This window comes from Salmonella sp. SAL04213, from assembly GCF_046550535.1.
Taxonomy (GTDB): domain Bacteria; phylum Pseudomonadota; class Gammaproteobacteria; order Enterobacterales; family Enterobacteriaceae; genus Salmonella; species Salmonella enterica.
Genome location: NZ_JBGDXS010000017.1, coordinates 1 through 26,231, shown reverse-complemented (window position 1 = coordinate 26,231; position 26,231 = coordinate 1). Strand labels below are relative to the sequence as shown.

The following is a 26,231-nucleotide window of genomic DNA, read 5'->3' as shown; positions in this document are numbered from 1 at the left end:
CTCCGCATAACCGCGCGTTGTCGCACACCCTTTCGGATACGGATGGGTAAAAATGACTCGCCAGGCGGGTTATGCGAGTCATTTTTACTCGCTTTTTGCCGCCTGAAGCGGGTTAACTCGCTGCCCGACAAGGAATAGTTACCTGGCACAGAAGATGCAAGAGAGAGGATAAGATGAGCAACAGGAGAACGCAAAATGAAACGGAACAATAAATCAGCTATCGCGCTAATCGCCCTCTCTCTTTTGGCCCTGAGCTCCGGCGCCGCCTTCGCCGGGCATCACTGGGGCAACAATGACGGTATGTGGCAACAGGGAGGTAGCCCGTTAACTACGGAACAGCAGGCGACGGCGCAGAAGATTTATGATGATTACTATACGCAGACCAGCGCGCTGCGCCAGCAACTGATATCCAAACGTTATGAATACAACGCGCTACTGACCGCCAGTTCGCCGGATACTGCGAAAATTAACGCGGTTGCCAAAGAGATGGAGTCATTAGGCCAGAAGTTAGATGAGCAACGCGTGAAACGGGATGTCGCGATGGCGCAGGCTGGCATACCACGCGGCGCAGGAATGGGCTATGGCGGTTGCGGCGGCTATGGCGGCGGTTATCATCGCGGCGGCGGTCATATGGGTATGGGAAACTGGTAAAGCATGTTTGCCGAATGGCGGCTTCGCCATTCGGTATTCCATCAAAAGGTTTTCGCTTGCGGCTGCCAGTGACAGAAATCTGAATTCGCCACCAGCAAAAGTTGCGATCCTTCCGGCGCCTCCAGCCATGCTACGCTCACCTCTACCGATGAGTGGTTCTGGCGGCGCTCAATGTGGCTTATTGCCCAGGAATCCAGATCCGGTTTCAGCGTTTCACCTTCACAGGTGGTTACCGTATGGTCGGCGTGCCAGCGTCCCTGGCGTAGTATGACCCGCCCCAGGCGCAAGGCGTCACTGGTCTGACGGATTTGTTCGGCGCGATAGCGATACAAGGCAATCTGATCGTTGGAAAGCTGCTGCTTCTGCCCCCCGACTTCACGCTGCATAAAACTGAGTTCGCCATGAGCGTCGAAACGCGCGCGAATATGTTCTGGCGGTTTGCTGTAAATATTGAGTTCAATAAGCGAAAGCGTATCACCCTGCCAACGATATTCGCTGGTCGTCGTGCTGCCGCTATGCCACGGGCTAAAAACAGAAAGCAGATGGACTTCATCGTTCGTATCTTTACGCCAGATACGCACCGCGCCGTGATCGCCGGCAAAGCCGCTGGCAGTAAACGGAGGCGGTGAAGCGTTATGACTGCAGGCAGTCAGCAACAGCGCGCCAGAAAACAGAAACGCGCGACGCCAGACAGACAAAAGGGGCTGACGAGCCCCTTCGATAAAACTGTTCACAGCTACGCGTCTTACTTAACTGCGTCTTTCAGAGCTTTACCAGAAACAAACGCCGGTACGTTAGCGGCGGCGATTTTGATTTCTTTACCGGTCTGTGGGTTACGGCCAGTGCGCTCAGCACGGTGGTTCACTTTGAAGGTACCGAAACCAACCAGTTGTACAGCATCGCCTTCTTTCAGAGACTCAGTAATAGCAGCCAGAGTGGATTCCAGAGCAGCTTTAGCCTGGGTTTTGGACAGTTCTGCTTTGTCTGCAATTACATCAATCAGTTGAGTCTTGTTCATAAGTTATCCTTACAATGTGTTTATCGCTTGCTAAGCATCGAGTGCGACGGAAATGCCAGAAAAGCACTCTCCTGCATACACGCACCGATAGCCACTTTTTTTCGCCTCCCAAATGTAGACCAGACGGGGGGCATAAGGGAAGCCTTATGGCACGACAAATCAGACGTTAAATCACGTTTTCTGGTGTCATTGCTGAAAATTTATACCGATATTGCTCTCACCAGCCTCGCGCAGGTCTGCCCTGAGCCCTTTTATCAGTTCAATATCGCGTTCTTCGCAGTCGGCTAAAAGTCGGAATATTTCCCACTGAATATCCCATTCCTGTTCAACGGCAGGGTTCGTTTTGAGCTCCTCATCGGTCATTTCCCGACCAGCCTGAGTCATTTCCAACATCGCTACCGTAGTAATGGAAGTCTTACTAACCTCAATAGCGTGTTCCAGCGTTTCGCCGCTAAGGCGAGAATGCATTAATTCGCTTAATGCGACGCAGGCATCAATCGCCGGGTAAACGCCGTACAGATCATAGTCGTCAGCTGCCGGAATTGCCTCTTCAAACTTCTCCAGTTGGCTATCGAAATTGACCTTTGCATCTTTCACCGTCAGGGTTTCCCAGATCAGATCCAGAATGCGACGGTAGATCTGTCCGTCGCCGAATTCCGTCTGCTTGCAAAACATGGCGTAGTTCGGGTACATGCGCTCGCACAAGCAGGCCATAAAGGTAACGTGCTGCCAGCTTTCCAGCCGCTCCAGACGCAAATGAATCGGGTTTTGTAACATGATGGAATCTCGAATCGGAAATTAGCGGCAGTTTACCTGAATCAGCGCTGAATTTCTTGCCAACGAACAAACGCCGGACGCCCGGAAGCGACCGCATCCGCCCAGCGCGTCGGCTCCGGCAGGCGATACCCTTTCATACAGCGCTGTACCCACGCCAGCGCGCTGTCAGTACTGACCCGGTGCCCTGTCGCGATAAACAGCGGATTACAGCGCGCCTTGCTGCGCCATACCCACGCCAGTTGCTCGCCTTTATCCATTAAGGGGCTAAGTGCACCAGGTTCGGCGGAAAGTGGCTCAAATTTACCGCATAGCCGTTTTTTCGCTACGCCGATGGTCGGCACGTCCACCAACAGTCCAAAATGACTGGCGACGCCAAGCCGACGCGGATGCGAAATACCGTGACCGTCCACAAACAGCAAATCGGGCTTTTGCGAGAGCTGTTCCCACGCCGCCAGCAGCGCAGGATATTCACGAAAAGAGAGAAAGCCGGGGATATACGGCATGGTGGTGGCAATACGTGCCACCTTGTACTCTACCAGTTCAAGCGACGGATATTTCAACAATACCATCGCCGCCCGCGTCACCTCGCCCCCCTGCTCAAAACCGACGTCCGCCCCGCCGATAAACGCTGGCGGATCTTTGTCCAGGCGATCTTCGCGGCAAACCGATGAAGCAAGTTCTATCTGTTGAGCGCGTAGCGACGCGAGATCCATACTAACTCCTTAGTTGTGATACTGCGCAGAAAGTCGGTGCACTGCCTCCACAAATGCGCCAGCATGTTCTGGCGGCACATCCTGATGGATGCCATGTCCAAGGTTAAAGACGTGCCCTTCTCCCTGACCGAAACCAGCAAGTATAGTCGCTACCTCGTCTTCGATCCGTGCCGGCGGCGCATACAGCATCGAGGGGTCCATATTGCCCTGCAGCGCCACTTTATGGCCAACGCGACGGCGCGCATCGGCGATATCTGTCGTCCAGTCGAGACCCAGCGCGTCGCAGCCGGTTTCCGCCATCGCCTCCAGCCACTGACCGCCACCTTTAGTGAACAGCGTTACCGGCACGCGGCGACCGTCGTTTTCACGCAGCAGGCCATCGACGATTTTATGCATGTAGTACAGGGAGAACTGCTGGTAATCGCGGCCAGTCAGCACGCCGCCCCAGGTGTCGAAAATCATCACCGACTGCGCACCCGCTTTAATCTGCGCGTTGAGGTACAGCGTGACGCTTTTCGCCAACTTATCCAGCAGCAGATGCAACGCCTGCGGGTCAGCGTACATCATCTTTTTAATCACCGTGAAGGCTTTGCTACTGCCGCCTTCCACCATGTAAGTCGCCAGCGTCCACGGGCTGCCGGAGAAGCCAATCAGCGGAACCTCGCCTTTTAGTTCGCGGCGAATCGTACGCACCGCATTCATCACGTAGCCCAGTTCACCTTCTGGATCCGGAATCGGCAGTTTTTCAACGTCGGCTTTGCAGGTGACAGGGGCTGTAAAGCGCGGGCCTTCCCCAGCTTCAAAATAGAGCCCCAGGCCCATCGCGTCCGGAATCGTCAGGATATCCGAGAAAAGGATCGCCGCATCAAGCGGATAACGGCGCAGCGGCTGTAAAGTGACCTCGCAGGCCAGTTCGGCATTTTTGCACAGCGACATAAAATCGCCCGCCTGAGCGCGAGTGGCTTTGTACTCCGGTAGATAACGGCCCGCCTGGCGCATCATCCACACTGGCGTAACATCAACGGGCTGGCGCAGCAGCGCACGTAGATAACGATCGTTTTTGAGTTCGGTCATTTTTACATTCCTTTAGCGTTGATGCGCCCAGTGTAACATGTCAATCATATTCAGCCCGACACATTGCCACCGTATCTTCGATCAAACGGCGCGCGACGGTGCCCGGTGGCGGTAGTAGCGGCAGATCGTCATAACGGTACCAATTTGCTTCCAACAGTTCTTTCGGGTCGATGACAATCTCGCCGCTGTCATACTCCGCCATAAAAGCGGTCATCAACGACTGCGGGAAAGGCCACGGCTGGGAAGTCACATAGCGCAGATTTTTCACCTTAATCCCGCTCTCCTCCATTACCTCTCGCGCGACCGCCTGTTCTAAGGTTTCGCCGACTTCAACAAACCCGGCCAGCACGGTATGCACGCCGTTGCGGTGGCGAACGTGCTGGGCAAGGAGGATCGAATCCTCACGGCGGATCGCGACGATAATGCAAGGGGCGATTTGCGGGTAGTAACGCTCGCGGCAATGGCTGCACAGCATCGCCCATTCGGTTTTACTCGGGTGCATAGGGTGCCCGCAATAGCCGCAAAATTTATGCGATCGGTAAAACTCCGCCAACTGTACGCCACGTCCCGCCAGTTGAAACAGCCCTGCATCCTGATCGATAACCTGGCGAACCGAGCCCATATCATGGCGTCGATGCTGTAACACCAGCCAGACGGGCTCGCCTTGCCATTCACCTATCCGGAGTGCGCGCTGCCCCACAAGATCGAAATTTGCCGCCAGCCCGTGTGGTAATTCCCCATACGGCAACCATAATTTTTGTTCATGGCTGACGATCCACCAGCCACTCTCTAATTTTTCAATTATACGATCCATAGCTCTTGCACTACCTTTGCTTCACTGGCATGTTGTTAACATTATTTTTACATTCATGGCGAGCAGCCTTTATCTAACTTGCGGAGACAATCATGCTAAACCAGCTGGAAAACCTGACGGAGCGCGTTGGCGGAAGCAACAAACTGGTCGATCGCTGGCTGGATGTACGTAAGCACCTGCTCGTGGCTTACTACAATCTGGTTGGCATTAAGCCTGGCAAAGAATCGTACATGCGGCTGAATGAAAAAGCGCTGGATGATTTTTGTCAGAGCCTGGTCGATTACCTTTCCGCCGGGCACTTCAGTATTTATGAACGTATTCTCCATAAATTGGAAGGAAACGGTCAGCTTTTACATGCGGCAAAAATCTGGCCGCTGCTGGAAGATAATACGCAGCGCATTATGGATTATTACGACACCAGCCTGGAAACTGCCATCGATCACGATAATTGTCTCGAATTTCAACAAGCTCTGTCAGATATCGGCGAAGCGCTGGAAGCCCGCTTTGTGCTGGAAGACAAGCTGATTATGCTGGTGTTTGACGCGATGCACGACGGCGCCAGAGTCAAACGTCCCGCTTGAGTTCTGCGCGAGTAACAGGTAGTTTACTTCAGCCCCCTCTTCGGAGGGGCGGTTATCTTGTCGGAGTGCTAATTTTCCACAAAAGCGTTCGTGATGCGTCAAGGCGGCAAGTCGGTGAATCTCCAGGAGCTTACATAAGTAAGTGAATGGAGTGAGCGGACGAAGCCAACGAAGAGGCAGCGCGAAGGATGAAGTGGAAAAGGCTGAGACCGTTAATTCGGGATCCGCGGAACCTGATCAGGTTAATACCTGCGAAGGGAACAAGAGTAATTCTGCTTTATGCTGCTGCCTTTACGGGCGGCGCACATCCATTACTCCATCCGTCGTCTGACAAGCCACGTCCTTAATTTTTTGGAATGAGCTATGTCTACAACAACGTTAACCCGCCGCGAGCAGCGCGCTAAAGCCCAGCATTTTATCGATACGCTGGAAGGCACCGCGTTTCCCAACTCGAAACGCATCTACGTGACCGGTTCGCAGCATGATATTCGCGTACCGATGCGTGAAATTCAACTGAGCCCGACGCTCATCGGCGGCAGTAAAGACAACCCGCAGTTTGAAGAGAACGAAGCCGTGCCGGTGTACGACACCTCCGGCCCCTATGGCGATCCTGAGGTGGCGATTAACGTCCAGCAGGGTCTGGCGAAACTGCGCCAGCCATGGATTGACGCACGTAACGATAGCGAAGAATTAGACGACCGTAGCTCGGCTTATACCAGAGAACGTCTGGCCGACGATGGCCTGGACGATCTGCGTTTTACCGGCCTGCTGACGCCAAAACGCGCTAAAGCGGGCAAGCGCGTCACCCAGTTACACTACGCCCGCCAGGGGATCGTCACTCCCGAAATGGAGTTCATCGCCATCCGTGAAAATATGGGCCGCGAGCGCATTCGCAGTGAAGTGCTGCGCCACCAGCATCCGGGGATGAGCTTTGGCGCGCGCCTGCCGGAAAACATTACGCCGGAATTCGTGCGCGATGAAGTCGCCGCGGGCCGCGCGATTATTCCCGCCAACATCAACCACCCGGAATCGGAGCCGATGATTATTGGCCGCAACTTCCTGGTCAAAGTGAATGCCAACATCGGCAACTCGGCGGTGACCTCCTCTATCGAAGAAGAGGTGGAAAAACTGGTGTGGGCGACGCGCTGGGGGGCGGATACGGTAATGGACCTCTCCACCGGCCGCTATATTCACGAAACCCGCGAATGGATCCTGCGTAACAGCCCGGTACCGATCGGCACCGTGCCGATCTACCAGGCGCTGGAAAAGGTCAACGGGATCGCCGAAGATCTTACCTGGGAAGCGTTCCGCGACACGCTGCTGGAGCAGGCCGAACAGGGCGTCGACTACTTCACCATTCACGCGGGCGTGCTGTTGCGCTACGTGCCGATGACCGCCAAACGCCTGACCGGTATTGTCTCACGCGGCGGTTCAATCATGGCGAAATGGTGCCTCTCCCATCACAAAGAGAACTTCCTGTTCGAACATTTCCGCGAGATCTGCGAAATCTGTGCCGCCTACGACGTTTCCCTGTCGCTGGGCGACGGCCTGCGCCCCGGCTCCATTCAGGACGCCAACGACGAAGCGCAGTTCTCCGAGCTGCATACGCTGGGCGAGCTGACCAAAATCGCCTGGGAATACGACGTGCAGGTGATGATTGAAGGCCCGGGCCACGTGCCGATGCATATGATTCAGCGCAACATGACCGAAGAGCTGGAGAGCTGCCACGAAGCGCCGTTCTACACCTTAGGGCCGTTGACCACCGATATCGCGCCGGGCTATGACCACTTCACCTCCGGCATTGGCGCCGCGATGATCGGCTGGTTTGGCTGCGCGATGCTGTGTTACGTGACGCCGAAAGAACATCTCGGCCTGCCGAACAAAGAAGATGTGAAACAGGGGCTGATCACCTACAAAATCGCCGCCCACGCAGCGGATTTAGCCAAAGGCCATCCGGGCGCGCAGATCCGCGATAACGCGATGTCGAAAGCGCGCTTCGAATTCCGCTGGGAAGATCAGTTTAACCTCGCGCTCGACCCGTTCACCGCCCGCGCTTATCACGATGAAACCCTGCCACAGGAGTCCGGCAAAGTGGCGCACTTTTGCTCGATGTGCGGGCCAAAATTCTGCTCGATGAAAATCAGCCAGGAAGTCCGCGATTACGCCGCCGCGCAAGCCATTGAAGTCGGCATGGCGGATATGTCGGAAAACTTCCGCGCCAAAGGTGGCGAAATTTATCTCAAGCGGGAGGAAGTCTGATGTATCAGCCTGATTTCCCGACCGTGCCGTTCCGCCTCGGGCTTTACCCGGTGGTGGACAGCATTGCATGGATTGAACGCCTGCTGGAGGCGGGCGTGCGCACCATCCAGTTGCGTATCAAAGATAAGCGCGATGAAGAGGTAGAAGCGGATGTTATTGCCGCCATCGCGCTGGGGCGTCGTTATGACGCCCGGCTGTTTATCAACGATTACTGGCGGCTGGCGATTAAGCACCGCGCCTACGGCGTACATCTGGGCCAGGAAGACCTTGAAACCACCGACCTGAAGGCGATTCAGGCGGCGGGGTTACGCCTGGGCGTATCCACTCACGATGATATGGAGATAGACGTCGCGCTCGCCGCTAAGCCTTCTTATATCGCGCTGGGTCATGTCTTCCCCACGCAAACCAAGCAGATGCCTTCCGCCCCGCAGGGGCTGGCGCAGCTGGCAAGTCATATTGAACGACTGGCGGATTACCCGACCGTCGCGATCGGCGGCATCAGCCTTGAACGCGCCCCAGCGGTACTGGCGACCGGCGTCGGCAGCGTGGCTGTGGTTAGCGCCATTACTCAGGCCGCCGACTGGCGTGAAGCCACCGCGCAACTGCTGGCAATCGCGGGAGTCGGCGATGAATGACCGTGACTTTATGCGCTACAGCCGGCAAATCCTGCTCGGCGATATCGCCATTGAAGGCCAGCAACAGCTGCTCGCGAGTCATGTCCTGATCGTGGGTTTAGGTGGGTTGGGTTCACCCGCCGCGCTGTATCTGGCGGGAGCAGGCATCGGCAAACTAACGCTGGTAGACGATGACGACATTCATCTGAGCAATTTGCAGCGCCAGATTCTATTTACCACCGATGATATCGCGCGTTCAAAATCTCAGGTTGCCCAGCAGCGCCTGACACAGCTCAACCCGGATATCGAACTGGTATCACTCCAGCAGCGACTAAAAGGCGAGGCACTGCGGCATGCGGTAGCACGCGCCGATGTGGTGCTCGACTGTACCGATAACATGGCGACGCGCCAGGAGATTAACGCCGCCTGCGTGGCGCTCAACACTCCGTTAATTTCCGCCAGCGCCGTCGGCTTTGGCGGCCAACTGATGGTCCTCACGCCACCGTGGGAACAAGGCTGTTACCGCTGCCTGTGGCCGGACGATGTCGAGCCTGAACGCAACTGCCGTACCGCCGGTATCGTCGGACCGGTTGTTGGCGTGATGGGCACCTTGCAGGCGCTGGAAGCGATTAAATTACTCAGCGGTATTGAGACGCCCAGCGGAGAGCTACGCCTGTTTGACGGTAAAACCAGCCAGTGGCGCAGCCTGGCGCTGCGTCGTGCCAGCGGCTGCCCGGTATGCGGAGGGCGACATGCAAATTCAATTCAATGACGAGCCGATGCAGTGCGCCGAAGGGCAAACCGTCAGCAGCCTGCTCGCTACGCTTAATCAGCTTAAACCGGGCGCGGCGCTGGCGCTCAATCAGCAGATCCTGCCGCGCGAGCAGTGGGAACAGCAAATCGTGCAGGAAGGCGACCAGATCCTGCTTTTTCAGGTTATTGCAGGGGGTTGAGATGTTACGTATTGCCGACAAAACGTTTGATTCACATCTGTTCACCGGTACCGGGAAGTTTGCCTCATCGCAACTGATGGTCGAGGCGATTCGCGCCTCCGGCAGCCAGTTGGTGACGCTGGCGATGAAGCGCGTGGACCTGCGCCAGCACAATGATGCGATTCTGGCACCGCTGATTGAAGCGGGCGTCACGCTGCTGCCCAATACCTCCGGGGCGAAAACCGCCGAAGAGGCGATCTTCGCCGCCCAGCTAGCGTGTGAAGCGCTGGGCACCCATTGGTTGAAATTAGAAATCCATCCGGATGCCCGCTGGCTATTGCCGGATCCGATCGAAACGCTAAAAGCCGCCGAGGCGCTGGTGAAGCAGGGTTTTGTGGTGCTGCCCTACTGCGGCGCGGATCCGGTGTTGTGCAAGCGGCTGGAAGAGGTCGGCTGCGCGGCGGTGATGCCGCTTGGCGCGCCTATCGGTTCGAATCAGGGGCTGGAAACCAAAGCCATGCTGGAGATTATTATTCAGCAGTCCACCATGCCGGTGGTGGTTGACGCCGGGATCGGCGTGCCCAGCCATGCCGCTCAAGCGCTGGAAATGGGCGCTGATGCGGTGCTGGTTAACACCGCTATTGCCGTGGCGGACGATCCGGTGATGATGGCAACCGCTTTCCGCCTGGCTGTAGAAGCGGGAGTACTGGCGCGTCAGGCGGTGCCGGGTAATCGTAGCACCTACGCCAGCGCCACCAGCCCGCTCACCGGATTTCTGGAGGCCCTGGCATGAAAACCTTCACCGACCGCTGGCGGCAACTGGAGTGGGACGATATTCGCCTGCGCATCAACGGTAAAACCGCCGCCGATGTGGAGCGGGCGCTGAATGCTTCACGCCTCAACCGCGAGGATATGATGGCGTTACTTTCCCCCGCTGCCGCCGATTATCTGGAGCCGATGGCGCAGCGGGCACAAAGGCTGACCCGACAACGCTTTGGCAACACCGTCAGTTTCTACGTGCCGCTTTATCTCTCAAACCTCTGTGCCAACGACTGCACCTACTGCGGCTTCTCGATGAGCAACCGCATCAAGCGTAAGACGCTGGATGAGGCTGAAATTGCCCGCGAGTGCTCCGCTATCCGTGAGCTGGGTTTTGAGCATCTGCTGTTGGTCACCGGCGAACATCAGGCCAAAGTCGGCATGGACTATTTTCGCCGTCATTTACCCACCATCCGCCGTCAATTTTCCTCTTTACAGATGGAAGTCCAGCCCTTGTCGCAAGAAAACTATGCGGAGCTCAAAACGCTGGGGATCGATGGCGTGATGGTTTATCAGGAAACTTACCATGAGGCAATCTATGCACAGCATCACCTGAAGGGAAAGAAACAGGACTTTTTCTGGCGGCTGGAAACGCCGGATCGGTTAGGCCGGGCAGGTATCGACAAAATCGGTCTTGGCGCGCTAATTGGTCTGTCGGACAACTGGCGGGTGGATTGCTATATGGTGGCGGAGCATCTGTTGTGGATGCAGAAACAGTACTGGCAGAGTCGCTATTCTGTTTCCTTCCCGCGTCTGCGTCCGTGTACTGGCGGTGTGGAACCCGCATCTGTGATGGATGAAAAGCAACTGGTGCAAACGATTTGTGCTTTCCGGTTATTGGCACCGGAAATTGAATTATCACTCTCCACCCGCGAATCGCCGTGGTTTCGCGATAACGTGATCCCGCTGGCGATCAACAACGTCAGCGCCTTCTCGAAAACGCAGCCCGGTGGGTATGCGGATAATCATCCGGAACTTGAGCAGTTTTCTCCCCACGATGCCCGTCGGCCTGAAACCGTAGCAAGCGCGTTAAGCGCGCAAGGATTGCAGCCCGTGTGGAAAGACTGGGACAGTTGGCTGGGGCGCGCTTCGCAAATGCGGTGAACCCGTATGTAAACGCATTAGTATTTCACAAGCGAGTACGTAATGTGAAAAACGGGAGATTGTTATCGACCTCCCGTTTTTTTATGTCCGTTCTGAACAGCACTGCGATTTTAAAGCTGGTTGTAGTAGAGAAAACTGAGCAACAAATATTTTTTCGCCGAAACTTGATAGTTTATGTCAATATTTTATGTATTCAATAGCATGATTATTGCCATTTCCGCTACTGCACATGCCTCGCCCATGAACTTTGCGTAAACTGACTGGTATTCATTATAATGTTATCATGCTTAAACTCAATAAAATCGCAAAAAGAATTATAATCTTCATTTAAAGAATAATTAAAATGTTTTCTAATTCCATTACATACACCATCGGAATAGGGATCAGCATCAAATTTAGTATGCATTATTTCCAATCCAGCAAGTAAAGCCGGGTGGTTATTGCGATCAACAGCTATTATCCCGTTTTCCATAGAAGCACGGCCATCTATCCTTTCTACATGAACAGCGATTCCATCCGGAATATATATACCCCCCAATTTTTCCGTGATAATCATATCAGCATCGAGATATATACACCCACTATTTGTTGATAAATCATAACCCCCAACCTTATCCGCCTCCAGGAATAACTGACCAGCCTTTAACATAGCCATATTCCTGTAAAAATCAAACCATACATGGCCTTTATCCAGTAAGTAAGATTTAATTAATGAATCATTACCCTCTTGAATATCACTCAATTCTTTTTTCAATAGCTGCAGTAAATGACAATCTCTTTTTTCTTCTGGCATGGACTCTTGCTTAGAAATATTTTCCATATAAATTTCTGATAATCTTTTATCGTACATGCTAAAGTCAATATCATTTCTATATATGACTTTTATGTTTTCATAGTCATACTCAAGTTTTGAAAAAGCATCCTTTTGTCCCGGAAAAAAATCACCATCTACAAAAATACCTATAAGACGTCCTTTTTCAATTGTTGCTGCTTTAATGATATTGTTAAGGTAGGGGTTTTTCTCTGTGTTAATTATAGGTATATCATTTTTCCCAAAGCGAGCAGGATTCCGCTCAAACCACTGGAAAAGAAGAGGGGTTTTCTCATCTAAAAAGCACAAGGGATAATCTTTTCCATTAAAACTTGTAAACTGAATGTCCCTGTCGGTAACAGTTTTAACCAATTCATTTTTTGAAAGCGCGGGAACATATCTATTTAATGGTGGGATCATAACAATTAAATGCTCCATGCTTACTTCATTACATATTTTACATGATGATTATTAGCACATGTTTTTTAGCGTTGCAATCGCTGTCAGCTAAAAGATGCTAAATTAAGCATTAACCGGTGGATACATAAATACCCTACTAGTGAGCAATTAAATAAATAGCTTGTTAACTTTATTTTTATTCCAGAAATGACATCATATTTATAATTCCTGTAATAAGGTAAAACAAAGACCTTAATGGAATTAAATGCTTCATTTAATGATTTAAATTTTCCCGCGTAAACAACCAATAAAACAGGTTTATCATTTAATGTATGAACAGCAGGTATTTTATAATGGCGAGCCAATAGACTTTAATAACTTAGATTTATGGGATAAATTTAAAGTCACATTTGGATTTAATGTTACAGAAAAAAAGAAACCCAATGGTAAAAAATTCAATTTTGAGTATTGTGGATTCTCTACTTTTATTACGCCGGTTGATGGCGTTGACGGGATTTTAGCAAAGTGGTTCTCAAACAAACATAATGTAATTGTCCCAACGCCTTATACATTCGGTCAGGACCCCATTCCTGGCGTCAATCTTTATCGTAATACAAAAGCAAAATTTGTTATGGCTAACGGCGGTAATAGTCTTCCCTGTGCGATGGCAAAATATAACGCAAAAACTGGACAATTTATTCATATAACCAGTGATAGTGAGTTTTCACCAATAATACGAGAAACAAGAGTCATAAAAAAATAATTCATTTATTCATTAAATTTATAATTACAGATAAAATCAAGAGCCAGCATGGCATTGAAAAATAAAATACGGATTTTTTATCCGCGCTGATTTTGACTCGAAGAAGAATAACGGTGGCGACAATAATAATAAGACAATAAATAAATATAAGTAATGATTTATGGTGAAGTATATATAACGATAGAAACAATAAAAAAGCGGACAGAACGTTTGAAATGGTTATCTTTTTTGTAAATACCAAAAGACTAAACATTAAATAGATTAATGAAATAATCGCTGGCATTTTCTTTCCTTGTAGGCAAGCGACCCGGAATTCGGCATCCAGCATGAAGCTGGTGGAGGGATAAATACCCCTCCACCATTTAACGATTACTCGTTATCAGAACCGCCCAGACCTGCGTTCAGCAGCTCTGCCAGGCTTGCAGATGCATCTTCCGCAGTGACCTGCGGTGTTGCTGGCTGCTCGCCCGCGGCGCGACGGCGCATACGATCCTGGTGGTACGCATAACCGGTACCAGCCGGAATCAGACGACCCACGATAACGTTCTCTTTCAGGCCGCGCAGTTCGTCGCGTTTACCCGCAACGGCTGCTTCGGTCAGGACACGCGTGGTCTCCTGGAACGATGCGGCAGAGATGAACGACTCGGTTGCCAGAGACGCTTTGGTAATACCCAGCAGATCGCGGGAGAAGGTAGCCCCCACTTTGCCGTTCGCTTCCAGCTCGCGGTTAGCGATCTTGACGCGGGAGTATTCAACCTGTTCGCCTTCCAGGAAGTCGGAACTACCGGCGCTTTCGATGGTCGCTTTACGCAGCATCTGACGAACGATAACTTCGATGTGTTTATCGTTAATCTTAACGCCCTGCAGACGGTATACATCCTGAACTTCGTTAACAATGTAACGCGTCACAGCATGAACGCCACGCAGACGCAGAATGTCGTGCGGCGCTTCCGGACCATCGGAAATCACATCACCACGTTCTACACGTTCCCCTTCGAACACGTTGAGCTGACGCCATTTCGGAATCATCTCTTCGTACGGGTCACTACCATCAACCGGCGTAATCACCAGACGACGTTTGCCTTTGGTTTCTTTACCGAAGGAAACGATACCTGCGATTTCCGCCAGAATGGCCGGCTCTTTCGGACGACGCGCTTCGAACAGATCTGCAACGCGCGGCAGACCACCGGTGATATCCTTGGTACCGCCGGATTCCTGCGGAATACGCGCCAGGGTGTCACCAGAACTGATCTGTACGCCATCTTCCAGCTGTACAATCGCTTTACCCGGCAGGAAGTACTGCGCAGGCATATCGGTACCAGGGATCAGAACGTCATTACCCTGAGCATCAACGATTTTCAGCGCCGGACGCAGATCTTTACCACCAGTAGTACGTTCAGCCGAATCCAGAACCACCAGCGAAGACAAACCGGTCAGTTCGTCGGTCTGACGCGTAATGGTCTGACCGTCGATCATGTCAGTGAAGCGGATGAAACCACTCACTTCAGTGATAACCGGCATGGTGTGCGGGTCCCAGTTTGCCACGGTTTCGCCGCCGGCAACCTGCTCGCCATCACCTTTCGCCATGACAGCGCCATAAGGCACTTTATAGCTCTCTTTGGTACGACCGAATTCGTCGATCAGCTTCAGTTCGGTGTTACGGGAAGTGATAACCAGTTTACCGCTGGAGTTCACAACCGACTTCACGTTGCTGAGCTTGATGCTACCTTTGTTCTTAACCTGGATGCTGGATTCAGCAGCCGCACGCGATGCCGCACCACCGATGTGGAACGTACGCATCGTCAGCTGTGTACCCGGTTCACCGATGGACTGTGCCGCGATAACGCCGATAGCTTCACCTTTGTTGATGATGTGGCCACGCGCCAGGTCACGACCATAGCAGTGCGCACATACACCAAAGTCGGTGTCGCAGGATACAACGGAACGCACTTTAACGGCGTCAACGGAGTTTGCTTCCAGCAGGTCACACCACTGTTCGTGCAGCAGCGTGTTGCGTGGAACCAGAATGTCCGCGGTACCCGGTTTCAGCACATCTTCTGCTGTCACACGGCCCAGAACGCGGTCACGCAGCGGCTCTTTCACGTCGCCACCCTCGATAACCGGGGTCATCAGGATACCTTCGTGCGTACCACAGTCATCTTCGGTCACCACCAGATCCTGCGCGACGTCAACCAGACGACGGGTCAGATAACCGGAGTTCGCGGTTTTCAGTGCGGTATCTGCCAGACCTTTACGCGCACCGTGCGTGGAGATGAAGTACTGGAGTACGTTCAGACCTTCACGGAAGTTCGCGGTGATTGGCGTTTCGATGATGGAGCCATCCGGCTTCGCCATCAGACCACGCATACCGGCCAGCTGACGAATCTGTGCCGCAGAACCACGCGCACCGGAGTCGGCCATCATGTAGATGCTGTTGAAGGAGACCTGCTGCTCTTCCTGGCCGTCACGGTTAATCACGGTTTCGGTTTGCAGGTTATCCATCATCGCTTTGGATACACGATCGTTCGCCGCAGCCCAGATATCGATAACTTTGTTATAGCGTTCGCCAGCGGTTACCAGACCAGACTGGAACTGCTCCTGGATCTCAGCAACTTCAGCTTCCGCTTCAGAAATGATCTCGTGTTTTTTCTCCGGGATGACCATGTCATCAATACCAACGGACGCACCTGAACGCGCTGCATAAGCAAAGCCGGTGTACATCGTCTGGTCCGCAAAAATAACGGTCGGTTTCAGGCCCAGAATACGGTAGCAAGTGTTCAGCATTTTGGAGATCGCTTTCTTGCCCAGCGCCTGGTTGACGATGGAGAAAGGCAGACCTTTCGGTACGATCATCCACAGAATGGCGCGACCAACGGTCGTGTCTTTCAGGCTGGTGTGCGCAACGAATTCGCCGTTTTCATCTTTTTCATATTCAGTGATACGCACTTTAACGCGCGCATGCAGAGAGGCCAGACCTGCGCGATAGATACGCTCAGCTTCTTTCGGGCCAGTCAGCACCATGCCTTCGCCTTTGGCGTTAACACAGTCACGGGTCATGTAATACAGACCCAATACCACGTCCTGAGACGGAACGATGATAGGCTCGCCGTTCGCCGGAGACAGGATGTTGTTGGTAGACATCATCAGCGCACGCGCTTCAAGCTGGGCTTCCAGCGTCAGCGGTACGTGAACAGCCATCTGGTCACCATCGAAGTCAGCGTTATATGCCGCACAAACCAGCGGGTGCAGCTGGATAGCTTTACCTTCGATCAGTACCGGTTCAAATGCCTGGATACCCAGACGGTGCAGTGTTGGTGCACGGTTCAGCAGTACCGGGTGTTCGCGGATAACTTCGTCCAGGATATCCCAAACGACAGCTTCTTCGCGCTCAACCATTTTCTTCGCGGCTTTGATAGTGGTGGCCAGGCCACGCAGTTCCAGTTTGCCGTAGATGAACGGTTTGAACAGCTCCAGCGCCATTTTCTTCGGCAGACCGCACTGATGCAGACGCAGGTATGGACCTACGGTGATTACAGAACGACCGGAGTAGTCAACACGCTTACCGAGCAGGTTCTGACGGAAACGACCCTGCTTACCTTTGATCATGTCGGCCAAAGATTTCAGAGGACGCTTGTTAGAACCGGTGATCGCACGACCGCGACGACCGTTATCCAGCAGGGCGTCAACCGCTTCCTGCAGCATACGTTTTTCGTTACGTACGATGATGTCCGGCGCAGCCAGATCCAGCAGACGCTTCAGACGGTTGTTACGGTTAATGACGCGACGATACAGATCGTTCAGGTCAGAAGTCGCGAAACGACCACCATCCAGCGGAACCAGCGGACGCAGATCTGGCGGCAGAACCGGCAGAACGGTCAGGATCATCCACTCTGGCTTGTTGCCAGACTGAACGAAGGCTTCCAGCAGTTTGATACGCTTGGTCAGCTTTTTACGCTTGGTTTCGGAGTTGGTTTCGTTCAGCTCTTCGCGCAGAGTTTCACACTCTTGCTCCAGATCCATGCTCTTCAGCAGGGCCTGGATAGCTTCCGCACCCATCTTCGCGTCGAATTCGTCACCGAACTCTTCCAGCGCGTCCAGATACTGCTCTTCAGTCAGGATCTGTTGACGTTCCAGGTTAGTCATACCGCCTTCGATAACCACATAAGATTCGAAGTACAGTACGCGTTCGATATCACGCAACGGCATATCGAGCAGCAGACCGATACGGGACGGCAGCGATTTCAGGAACCAGATGTGAGCAGTCGGGGATGCCAGCTCGATGTGGCCCATACGCTCACGGCGTACTTTGGTCTGGGTCACTTCAACGCCGCACTTCTCACAAATAACACCACGGTGTTTCAGGCGCTTGTACTTACCGCACAGGCACTCGTAGTCTTTTACCGGCCCAAAGATACGGGCGCAGAAAAGGCCGTCACGCTCAGGTTTGAACGTACGGTAGTTGATGGTTTCCGGCTTTTTAACTTCACCGAAAGACCATGAACGGATCATGTCTGGCGAAGCCAGAGCAATTTTGATCGCATCAAACTCTTCGGTTTTAGTCTGCGCTTTCAGAAACTTTAATAAATCTTTCACGGATTTGCTCCCGTCGGAGTTAGCACAATCTGGTGTCGGGTTTTATCCCGACACCAGTGACCTGTTTGAGCGAGAATTACTCGTCTTCCAGTTCGATGTTGATGCCCAGCGAGCGGATCTCTTTCAACAGAACGTTGAAGGATTCCGGCATACCCGGTTCCATCTGATGGTTGCCGTCCACGATGTTCTTATACATCTTGGTACGACCGTTCACGTCATCAGACTTAACGGTGAGCATTTCCTGCAGGGTGTAGGCGGCGCCGTAAGCTTCCAGCGCCCACACTTCCATCTCCCCGAAGCGCTGACCACCGAACTGCGCCTTACCACCCAGCGGCTGCTGAGTAACCAGGCTGTAAGAACCGGTAGAACGCGCATGCATCTTGTCATCAACCAGGTGGTTCAGTTTCAGCATGTACATGTAACCGACGGTTACCGGACGTTCGAACTGTTCACCCGTACGGCCATCGAACAGGGTGATCTGACCGGAGGTCGGCAGGTCGCCCAGTTTCAGCAGCTCTTTGATTTCCGCTTCTTTCGCACCGTCGAACACTGGTGTGGCAATCGGCATACCTTTGCGCAGGTTTTCTGCCAGACGCAGCACTTCATCATCGCTGAAGGTGCTCAGGTCGACTTTCTGACGAACGTCGGCGCCCAGATCGTAGGCACGCTGGATGAATTCGCGCAGTTTCGCGACTTCCTGCTGCTGTTTCAGCATGGCGTTAATCTTGTCGCCAATACCTTTCGCAGCCATACCCAGGTGGGTTTCCAGAATCTGACCAATGTTCATACGAGACGGTACGCCCAGCGGGTTCAGTACGATGTCTACCGGCGTGCCGTTTTCATCGTAAGGCATGTCTTCGATCGGGTTGATCTTAGAGATAACACCCTTGTTACCGTGACGACCTGCCATCTTATCACCCGGCTGGATACGGCGTTTAACGGCCAGATAGACCTTCACGATCTTCAGCACGCCCGGCGCCAGATCGTCGCCCTGGGTGATTTTACGGCGCTTCGCTTCAAGTTTTTTCTCGAACTCGTGTTTCAGTTCGTCATACTGCTCAGCCAGTTGTTCCAGCTGATTTTGTTTCTCTTCGTCGGTCAGACCGAGTTCCAGCCAGCGGTCGCGCGGCAGTTTGTCGAGCTTCTCAGCTTCAACGCCGCCGGACACCAACACCGCACGGATACGGCTAAACAGGCCCGCTTCGAGGATCTGCAGTTCTTCAGACAGGTCTTTTTTCGCCTGCTTGAGCTGCATCTCTTCGATTTCCAGAGCACGTTTGTCTTTTTCTACGCCATCGCGAGTAAAGACCTGAACGTCGATAACCGTACCGGAGACACCGTTAGGTACGCGCAGAGAAGAGTCTTTAACGTCAGACGCTTTCTCACCGAAGATCGCACGCAGCAGTTTCTCTTCCGGCGTCAGCTGGGTTTCACCTTTCGGCGTCACCTTACCGACCAGAATGTCGCCGCCGGTTACTTCCGCGCCGATGTAAACGATACCGGATTCATCCAGTTTGGAGAGCGCAGCTTCACCCACGTTCGGGATGTCAGCGGTGATCTCTTCCGGCCCCAGCTTGGTGTCACGGGACACGCACGCCAGTTCCTGAATGTGGATGGTGGTGAAACGGTCTTCCTGGACAACACGCTCGGAAACGAGGATGGAGTCTTCGAAGTTGTAGCCGTTCCACGGCATGAACGCCACGCGCATGTTCTGACCGAGCGCCAGTTCACCGAGGTCGGTGGACGGACCGTCTGCCAGCACGTCGCCGCGTTCAACCGGCTCGCCCAGAGACACACATGGCATCTGGTTGATACAGGTGTTCTGGTTAGAGCGGGTGTATTTGGTCAGGTTATAGATGTCGATACCCGCTTCGCCCGGGTACATCTCGTCTTCGTTAACTTTGATAACGATACGGGACGCATCCACGTACTGAACAGTACCGCCACGTTTAGCTACTGCAGTAACACCGGAGTCGACGGCGACAGCACGTTCCATACCGGTACCCACCAGCGGCTTGTCAGCGCGCAGAGTCGGAACAGCCTGACGTTGCATGTTCGCACCCATCAATGCACGGTTGGCGTCATCGTGTTCCAGGAACGGGATCAGGGACGCACCGACGGAGACCACCTGCTGGGTGGAAACGTCCATGTAGTCAACCTGGTCGCGGCTGAACAAGCTGGATTCGCCTTTGCTACGGCAGGTCACCAGATCTTCTACAAAGTGGCCTTCGTCATCCAGGTTGGAGTTCGCCTGAGCGATAACGTAGTTGCCTTCTTCGATAGCAGACAGGTAATGAATTTCGTCAGTGACCACGCCATCAACCACACGACGGTACGGCGTCTCAAGGAAGCCATATTCGTTAGTCTGTGCGTACACGGACAGGGAGTTGATCAGACCGATGTTCGGACCTTCCGGCGTTTCGATAGGACATACGCGACCGTAGTGCGTCGGGTGTACGTCTCGAACTTCGAAGCCTGCGCGTTCGCGGGTCAGACCGCCTGGGCCGAGTGCGGAGATACGACGTTTGTGCGTAATCTCAGACAGCGGGTTGTTCTGGTCCATAAACTGAGACAGCTGGCTGGAACCAAAGAACTCTTTCACTGCGGCGGAAATCGGCTTGGCGTTGATCATATCCTGAGGCATCAGGGTATCCAGATCGCCCAGAGACAGACGCTCTTTCACCGCACGCTCTACACGCACCAGGCCAACGCGGAACTGGTTTTCCGCCATTTCGCCGACGGAACGGATACGACGGTTGCCGAGGTGGTCGATATCATCCACTTCGCCTTTACCGTTACGGATATCGATGAGCTTCTTCATGACATCAATGATGTCGTCTTTGCTCAGGATACCGGAACCTTCGATTTCGTCGCGCAGCAGAGAACGGTTGAACTTCATACGACCCACCGCAGACAGGTCATAGCGGTCTTCGGAGAAGAACAGGTTCTCAAACAGGCTTTCAGCCGCTTCACGAGTCGGCGGCTCACCAGGGCGCATCATGCGGTAGATTTCTACCAGCGCGCTCAGACGATCGTTAGTTGGGTCGACGCGTACCGTTTCAGAAATGTACGGGCCGTGGTCCAGATCGTTGGTAAACAGCGTTTCGATACGCTTGTGGCCGGACTGGCTCAGCTTAGCCAGCAGATCCAGGCTCAGCTCCATGTTAGCCGGGCAGATCAGCTCGCCAGTGGATTCGTCAACGTAGTCTTTAGAGACGACTTTACCTGCGATGTACTCAACCGGAACTTCGATATGCTTGATATCGTCTTTTTCCAGCTGACGGATGTGACGCGCGGTAATGCGACGGCCTTTTTCAACGTACACTTTGCCGTTAGCTTCGATATCGAACGACGCGGTTTCGCCGCGCAGACGTTCTGGAATCAGCTCCATCTGCAGCTTGTTGTCGCGAATTTCGAAGACGACTTTCTCAAAGAACAGGTCAAGGATCTGCTCAGTGGTGTAGTTCAGCGCACGCAGGATGATGGTCGCAGGCAGTTTACGGCGACGGTCGATACGCACGAACAGGTTGTCCTTCGGATCGAATTCGAAGTCCAGCCAGGAACCACGGTAAGGAATGATGCGCGCGTTATACAGCACTTTACCCGAAGAGTGGGTTTTACCTTTGTCGGAGTCAAAGAAGACGCCCGGACTACGGTGCAGCTGAGAAACGATAACACGCTCAGTACCGTTGATAACAAAGGTACCGTTGTCGGTCATGAGCGGAATTTCGCCCATGTAGACTTCTTGTTCTTTAATGTCTTTAACGGTGCCTTCCGGCGCTTCGCGCTCGTAGATCACCAGACGCAGTTTTACGCGCAGCGGTGCGGAATAGGTCACGCCACGGATCTGACATTCCTGAACGTCAAACACCGGTTCGCCAAGGCGGTAGCTGACGTACTGCAGCTCGGAATTACCGCTGTAGCTCTGAATCGGGAACACGGAACGGAAGGCTGCTTCCAGGCCGTACTGCCCTTCAGGATCTTGCTCGATAAACTTCTGAAACGAGTCAAGCTGGATAGAAAGGAGATAAGGTACATCCAGAACTTGTGGACGTTTACCAAAATCCTTACGAATACGTTTTTTCTCGGTATAGGAGTAAACCATAGGGTTCCTCAGCTCGCTGACAAGTCGACCCATCTGTCCTGCGGGGGACAGTTTGTGCAACACTATTTTGTTGACCGGAAAATGGATACTTTCCGCAATGCCTGTTGCTATCACGCTTAAACCATTTCATTGCGATTTACACAGAACGTACGCTCTGTCGCAGTATATTAAGTCGTCGATAGAAACAAGCATTGAAAGGCACAGCAGTAGTCAAACAGTGTGAAACGCTACTGGCGCCTTACAGCGCAAAAAGGCTGGTGACTAAAAAGTCACCAGCCATCAGCCTGATTTCTCAGGCTGCAACCGGAAGGGTTGGCTTATTTAACTTCAACTTCAGCGCCAGCTTCTTCCAGAGATTTTTTCAGTGCTTCAGCGTCATCTTTGCTCACGCCTTCTTTCAGAGCGGCCGGAGCAGATTCTACCAGGTCTTTAGCTTCTTTCAGACCCAGGCCAGTTGCGCCACGTACTGCTTTGATAACAGCAACTTTGTTAGCGCCAGCAGCTTTCAGAATTACGTCGAATTCAGTTTTTTCTTCAGCAGCTTCAGCCGGGCCAGCAGCTACAGCTACAGCAGCAGCAGCGGAAACACCGAATTTTTCTTCCATTGCAGAAATCAGTTCTACAACGTCCATTACGGACATAGCGGATACTGCTTCAATGATTTGATCTTTAGTGATAGACATTTAAATTGTTCCTGAATATCAGAATAAGTTTATACGTAAGCAAATGCTTGATAAAGACAACTGCGATTACGCAGCTTCTTTTGCATCGCGTACAGCAGCCAGTGTGCGAACCAGTTTGCCAGCCGAAGCTTCTTTCATGGTTGCCATCAGGCGTGCAATTGCTTCTTCGTAGGTCGGCAGAGTTGCCAGGCGGTCGATCTGAGACGCCGGGATCAGCTCACCTTCAAAGGCTGCAGCTTTGACCTCAAATTTTGCATTCGCTTTCGCGAACTCTTTGAACAGACGAGCAGCAGCGCCCGGGTGTTCCATAGAGTATGCAATCAGGGTCGGACCAACAAACGTGTCTTTCAGGCACTCGAACTGAGTACCTTCAACGACGCGACGCAGCAGGGTGTTACGAACAACACGCATGTATACGCCAGCTTCACGACCTGCTTTACGCAGTTCAGTCATTTTATCTACAGTTACGCCACGGGAATCCGCAACTACTGCAGACAGCGCGCCTTTGGCTACTTCGCTGACTTCAGCAACAATCGCTTGTTTGTCTTGAAGATTTAAAGCCATTAGCTTTGCTCCTGGATGTTTGCCGGAACTCATGTTCCGGAACTCACTTCACTCATCTCAACGAGAAGAGCGTCTTAATACGGTGAGCAGAAACAAGCCAGAGTATCAAAAATAATCTTAGCGTTCTGTCACCGTCTACGCAGGGGATTAAGCCTCTTGCGAGACGCCTGCGGTCTTCGACGGAGGCCTGGATAGGCCAGGCTCCAACGAACAAATTCTTTCTATGACTTCGTCCTTTGAACCGCAGCTGTGTTAGCTGCGCTCGTTCACACCAGTCACATAGTTAACTATGCTCCTGGCGATTCACTCACTTGCTGCCTTGCTGCAATTCAAATGACTCGCATAGTGCTCTGTTATATTTCAACAGAATCGTGGGGGTAAGATTGTAGACAAAATCACCGCCCACGTAAAGACTAATCTTAGTTCGCAGATGCGCTCAGACCAGCCTGATCAACGGCAACGCCAGCACCCATGGTGGTGGAGATGCTAACTTTCTTGATGTACACGCCTTTCGCCTGGCTCGGTTTTGCTTTTTTCAGCGCAACCAGCAGAGCTTCCAGGTTTTCTTTCAGTTTGTCAGCGTCAAAGTCCACTTTACCGATGGTGGTGTGGATGATGCCGTTTTTGTCGTTACGGTAACGAACCTGACCTGCTTTAGCGTTCTTAACCGCTTCAGCAACGTTCGGCGTTACGGTACCGACTTTCGGGTTTGGCATCAGGCCGCGCGGACCCAGAACCTGGCCCAGCTGGCCAACAACGCGCATTGCATCCGGGGATGCGATAACAACGTCGAAGTTCATTTCGCCTTTCTTGATCTGGTCAGCCAGATCTTCCATACCTACCAGCTCAGCGCCAGCAGCTTTAGCTGCTTCAGCGTTCGGGCCCTGGGTAAATACGGCAACGCGAACAGAACGGCCAGTACCGTGCGGCAGTACAGTCGCGCCACGAACGTTCTGGTCAGATTTACGAGCGTCGATGCCGAGGTTAACGGCAACGTCAACGCTTTCGTTGAATTTAGCAGTGGCCAGCTCTTTCAGCAGGGCAATAGCTTCGTTGATGTCGTACTGTTTGGTCGCATCAACTTTTTCACGGATCACGCGCATACGCTTGGTCAGTTTAGCCATTTCTTAGTCCTCCACTACCAGGCCCATGGAACGTGCAGTACCTTCGATGGAGCGAGTCATCGCTTCAATGTCGGCACCGGTCATGTCGGCAGCTTTGGTCTGCGCGATTTCCTGCAGCTGAGCGCGGGAAATTTTACCTACTTTGTCTTTGTTCGGCTTGCCGGAACCAGACTTGATACCAGCCGCTTTTTTCAGCAGAACAGCTGCTGGAGGCGTTTTGGTAACGAAGGTGAAAGAACGGTCAGCGTAAACGGTAATAACAACCGGAATCGGCAGACCTTTTTCGATGGAATCCGTTTTTGCGTTGAACGCTTTGCAGAATTCCATGATGTTCACACCCTGCTGACCCAGTGCTGGACCAACCGGCGGACTCGGGTTCGCCATACCAGCTGCAACCTGCAGCTTGACGTAGGCTTGTACTTTCTTAGCCATTCTAAATTCCTCGAATTGGGTAGTATCGCTTCAAAGAAGCTCCCCGTGATAAATATCGCTTTATGGGCATAAGGCCCATAAAAACAAAAGGCGCGAAATTGTATGTCAATTTCGCGCCCTATGCAACGATTAGATCGCTGCTTTTTTGATCGCAGCCTTACGCTTTCTCAACCTGGCTGAAGTCCAGCTCTACCGGGGTCGCACGACCGAAGATAGAAACAGACACTTTCAGGCGAGACTTCTCATAATCGACTTCTTCGACAACGCCGTTAAAGTCTGCGAACGGACCGTCGTTAACACGAACCATTTCACCCGGTTCAAACAGAGTTTTCGGCCGCGGCTTATCGCCAACCTGCTGCAGGCGGTTCATGATCGCATCGACTTCTTTGTCGCTGATCGGCGCCGGACGGTCAGAGGTACCGCCGATAAAGCCCATCACACGCGGCACGCTACGCACCAGGTGCCAGCTTGCGTCGTTCATGACCATCTGGACCAGAACGTAACCCGGGAAGAATTTGCGTTCGCTTTTGCGACGCTGGCCGCCACGGATCTCAACGACTTCTTCAGTCGGCACCATGACTTCGCCAAACAGCTCTTCCATATTGTGTAATTTGATATGCTCGCGCAGCGATGTGGCTACGCGGCCTTCAAAACCGGAAAACGCCTGAACGACGTACCAGCGCTTTTTAGGTGCTTCAGACATCTCAGAACCTCAGGCCAGTGATAAAGGATACCAGGCGAACCAGAATACCATCCAGTCCCCACAGGATCAGTGACATAACTGCGGTAACCGCAGCGACGATCAGCGTGGTGTGCAGCGTTTCCTGGCGAGTCGGCCAAATGACCTTACGGACTTCGGTTCTCGCTTCACGGGCAAAAGCAACGGTTGCTTTACCTTTTGTCGTCAACAGCGCGACACCACCCGCTGCAGCAATCAGAATTACTACGGCCAGCGCACGCAGCGGCAGCATCATGTCGCGATAGAGGTAGTTGCCGACGATTGCGACGATCAGCAATATGGCAACAACTATCCACTTCATCGCTTCCAGGCCGCGCCCGCTCCCTTGAGCTTCGGTATTCGCACTCATAAACCAACCTGTCAGAAGTATTCTACAAACATTTTCACCCCGCAATCGCGAGGCAATCCAAATCGAAACGCTTATTCGCCTTTCGGATTATACGCCCTCTACAGAGCCTGTCTCAGCAATGATTATGACAAATAAAATCACTGATGAGCCAGGTTCTGGTGTGAAAGCGTGCAAAAAGGGCATCAAATGATGCCCTTTTATTGCGCATTGCGTCAAATGTTATCAGCGATTAGCCGAGAACTTTAGCAACAACGCCCGCGCCAACGGTACGGCCGCCTTCACGGATTGCGAAACGCAGACCGTCGTCCATTGC

Annotated in this window: 25 protein-coding genes, 1 pseudogene and 1 riboswitch; of the genes and pseudogenes, 9 read left to right on the top strand and 17 right to left on the bottom strand. The window is 52.7% G+C overall.

The window, feature by feature from the left end:
* The first annotated feature begins 195 nt into the window (after nt 1-195).
* On the top strand, nt 196-651 hold the full coding sequence (gene zraP / locus ACLJPQ_RS22095) for a zinc resistance sensor/chaperone ZraP (protein ID WP_000828129.1): 456 nt from the start codon (nt 196-198) through the stop codon (nt 649-651).
* Between the two features lie 41 nt (nt 652-692).
* On the opposite strand, the gene ACLJPQ_RS22090 is transcribed toward zraP, so the two are convergent.
* The 6 genes from ACLJPQ_RS22090 to nudC all read right to left on the bottom strand — a co-directional run bounded on the left by ACLJPQ_RS22090 (nt 693) and on the right by nudC (nt 5,047).
* Nucleotides 693-1,385, bottom strand: coding sequence for a DUF1481 domain-containing protein (locus ACLJPQ_RS22090; protein WP_001083931.1), 693 nt, complete (start codon nt 1,383-1,385; stop codon nt 693-695).
* An 11-nt stretch (nt 1,386-1,396) separates the two neighbouring features.
* A complete protein-coding gene (gene hupA / locus ACLJPQ_RS22085) occupies nt 1,397-1,669 on the bottom strand; it encodes a nucleoid-associated protein HU-alpha (RefSeq protein WP_001044509.1) in 273 nt (90 codons plus the stop codon).
* A gap of 186 nt (nt 1,670-1,855) precedes the next feature.
* Nucleotides 1,856-2,446 carry a YjaG family protein gene (locus tag ACLJPQ_RS22080; protein ID WP_000940092.1) on the bottom strand — a complete coding sequence of 197 codons (591 nt, stop codon included), beginning with the start codon at nt 2,444-2,446 and terminating at the stop codon, nt 1,856-1,858.
* A 41-nt stretch (nt 2,447-2,487) separates the two neighbouring features.
* Nucleotides 2,488-3,159, bottom strand: a complete 672-nt coding sequence (gene nfi, locus ACLJPQ_RS22075) for a deoxyribonuclease V (protein WP_000362359.1) — start codon at nt 3,157-3,159, stop codon at nt 2,488-2,490.
* A gap of 9 nt (nt 3,160-3,168) precedes the next feature.
* Nucleotides 3,169-4,233: a uroporphyrinogen decarboxylase gene (gene hemE, locus ACLJPQ_RS22070; RefSeq protein WP_000137623.1), complete on the bottom strand. Its 1,065-nt coding sequence runs from the start codon at nt 4,231-4,233 to the stop codon at nt 3,169-3,171.
* A gap of 40 nt (nt 4,234-4,273) precedes the next feature.
* Complete coding sequence (gene nudC / locus ACLJPQ_RS22065) at nt 4,274-5,047, bottom strand: NAD(+) diphosphatase (RefSeq protein WP_000373958.1); 774 nt, start codon at nt 5,045-5,047, stop codon at nt 4,274-4,276.
* 92 nt (nt 5,048-5,139) lie between these two features.
* Here nudC and rsd point away from each other — a divergent pair, with 92 nt between their 5' ends.
* The 7 genes from rsd to thiH all read left to right on the top strand — a co-directional run bounded on the left by rsd (nt 5,140) and on the right by thiH (nt 11,356).
* Nucleotides 5,140-5,628, top strand: a complete 489-nt coding sequence (rsd, locus tag ACLJPQ_RS22060; RefSeq protein ID WP_000934315.1) for a sigma D regulator — start codon at nt 5,140-5,142, stop codon at nt 5,626-5,628.
* Nucleotides 5,629-5,680: 52 nt separating this feature from the next.
* Nucleotides 5,681-5,905, top strand: a riboswitch (TPP riboswitch).
* Nucleotides 5,906-5,991: 86 nt separating this feature from the next.
* On the top strand, nt 5,992-7,887 hold the full coding sequence (gene thiC / locus ACLJPQ_RS22055) for a phosphomethylpyrimidine synthase ThiC (RefSeq protein WP_080185188.1): 1,896 nt from the start codon (nt 5,992-5,994) through the stop codon (nt 7,885-7,887).
* A complete protein-coding gene (gene thiE, locus ACLJPQ_RS22050; RefSeq protein ID WP_080185189.1) occupies nt 7,887-8,522 on the top strand; it encodes a thiamine phosphate synthase in 636 nt (211 codons plus the stop codon). Before thiC ends, thiE begins: the two co-directional genes overlap by 1 nt.
* Nucleotides 8,515-9,273, top strand: coding sequence for a HesA/MoeB/ThiF family protein (locus ACLJPQ_RS22045; protein ID WP_000999779.1), 759 nt, complete (start codon nt 8,515-8,517; stop codon nt 9,271-9,273). The genes thiE and ACLJPQ_RS22045 overlap by 8 nt, the downstream gene beginning before the upstream one ends.
* Complete coding sequence (gene thiS, locus ACLJPQ_RS22040; RefSeq protein WP_001583973.1) at nt 9,254-9,454, top strand: sulfur carrier protein ThiS; 201 nt, start codon at nt 9,254-9,256, stop codon at nt 9,452-9,454. The genes ACLJPQ_RS22045 and thiS overlap by 20 nt, the downstream gene beginning before the upstream one ends.
* A gap of 1 nt (nt 9,455) precedes the next feature.
* The gene (gene thiG / locus ACLJPQ_RS22035) at nt 9,456-10,226 is read left to right on the top strand and encodes a thiazole synthase (RefSeq protein WP_080185190.1); all 771 of its coding nucleotides are present in this window, start codon (nt 9,456-9,458) and stop codon (nt 10,224-10,226) included.
* Nucleotides 10,223-11,356, top strand: coding sequence for a 2-iminoacetate synthase ThiH (thiH, locus tag ACLJPQ_RS22030; protein ID WP_080185191.1), 1,134 nt, complete (start codon nt 10,223-10,225; stop codon nt 11,354-11,356). The genes thiG and thiH overlap by 4 nt, the downstream gene beginning before the upstream one ends.
* A 220-nt stretch (nt 11,357-11,576) precedes the next feature.
* Here thiH and ACLJPQ_RS22025 read toward each other — a convergent pair whose 3' ends face one another.
* The gene (locus tag ACLJPQ_RS22025; RefSeq protein WP_023216636.1) at nt 11,577-12,605 is read right to left on the bottom strand and encodes a type III secretion system effector arginine glycosyltransferase SseK1; all 1,029 of its coding nucleotides are present in this window, start codon (nt 12,603-12,605) and stop codon (nt 11,577-11,579) included.
* A 380-nt stretch (nt 12,606-12,985) separates the two neighbouring features.
* Between ACLJPQ_RS22025 and ACLJPQ_RS22020 the strand changes: the two are divergent.
* Nucleotides 12,986-13,329 (top strand): annotated as a pseudogene (locus tag ACLJPQ_RS22020) (cytoplasmic protein).
* 1 nt (nt 13,330) lies between these two features.
* Here the strand turns inward: ACLJPQ_RS22020 and ACLJPQ_RS22015 are convergent.
* The 10 genes from ACLJPQ_RS22015 to ACLJPQ_RS21970 all read right to left on the bottom strand — a co-directional run.
* The gene (locus ACLJPQ_RS22015) at nt 13,331-13,657 is read right to left on the bottom strand and encodes a hypothetical protein (protein ID WP_077905253.1); all 327 of its coding nucleotides are present in this window, start codon (nt 13,655-13,657) and stop codon (nt 13,331-13,333) included.
* Nucleotides 13,658-13,698: 41 nt separating this feature from the next.
* Nucleotides 13,699-17,922 (bottom strand): DNA-directed RNA polymerase subunit beta', encoded by a 4,224-nt coding sequence (gene rpoC / locus ACLJPQ_RS22010; protein ID WP_000653965.1) that lies wholly within the window; start codon nt 17,920-17,922, stop codon nt 13,699-13,701.
* 76 nt (nt 17,923-17,998) lie between these two features.
* Complete coding sequence (gene rpoB / locus ACLJPQ_RS22005; protein WP_080185192.1) at nt 17,999-22,027, bottom strand: DNA-directed RNA polymerase subunit beta; 4,029 nt, start codon at nt 22,025-22,027, stop codon at nt 17,999-18,001.
* Nucleotides 22,028-22,344: 317 nt separating this feature from the next.
* Nucleotides 22,345-22,710 carry a 50S ribosomal protein L7/L12 gene (gene rplL / locus ACLJPQ_RS22000; RefSeq protein WP_000028882.1) on the bottom strand — a complete coding sequence of 122 codons (366 nt, stop codon included), beginning with the start codon at nt 22,708-22,710 and terminating at the stop codon, nt 22,345-22,347.
* Between the two features lie 66 nt (nt 22,711-22,776).
* Complete coding sequence (rplJ, locus tag ACLJPQ_RS21995) at nt 22,777-23,274, bottom strand: 50S ribosomal protein L10 (protein WP_001207203.1); 498 nt, start codon at nt 23,272-23,274, stop codon at nt 22,777-22,779.
* 419 nt (nt 23,275-23,693) lie between these two features.
* On the bottom strand, nt 23,694-24,398 hold the full coding sequence (rplA, locus tag ACLJPQ_RS21990) for a 50S ribosomal protein L1 (protein ID WP_001096676.1): 705 nt from the start codon (nt 24,396-24,398) through the stop codon (nt 23,694-23,696).
* Nucleotides 24,399-24,401: 3 nt separating this feature from the next.
* On the bottom strand, nt 24,402-24,830 hold the full coding sequence (gene rplK, locus ACLJPQ_RS21985; protein WP_001085926.1) for a 50S ribosomal protein L11: 429 nt from the start codon (nt 24,828-24,830) through the stop codon (nt 24,402-24,404).
* A gap of 157 nt (nt 24,831-24,987) precedes the next feature.
* Nucleotides 24,988-25,533: a transcription termination/antitermination protein NusG gene (gene nusG / locus ACLJPQ_RS21980; protein ID WP_001287521.1), complete on the bottom strand. Its 546-nt coding sequence runs from the start codon at nt 25,531-25,533 to the stop codon at nt 24,988-24,990.
* 1 nt (nt 25,534) lies between these two features.
* Nucleotides 25,535-25,918, bottom strand: a complete 384-nt coding sequence (gene secE / locus ACLJPQ_RS21975) for a preprotein translocase subunit SecE (protein ID WP_001275691.1) — start codon at nt 25,916-25,918, stop codon at nt 25,535-25,537.
* A 229-nt stretch (nt 25,919-26,147) separates the two neighbouring features.
* On the bottom strand, nt 26,148-26,231 hold an 84-nt coding region (locus ACLJPQ_RS21970), incomplete at its 5' end, for a hypothetical protein (protein WP_000740160.1).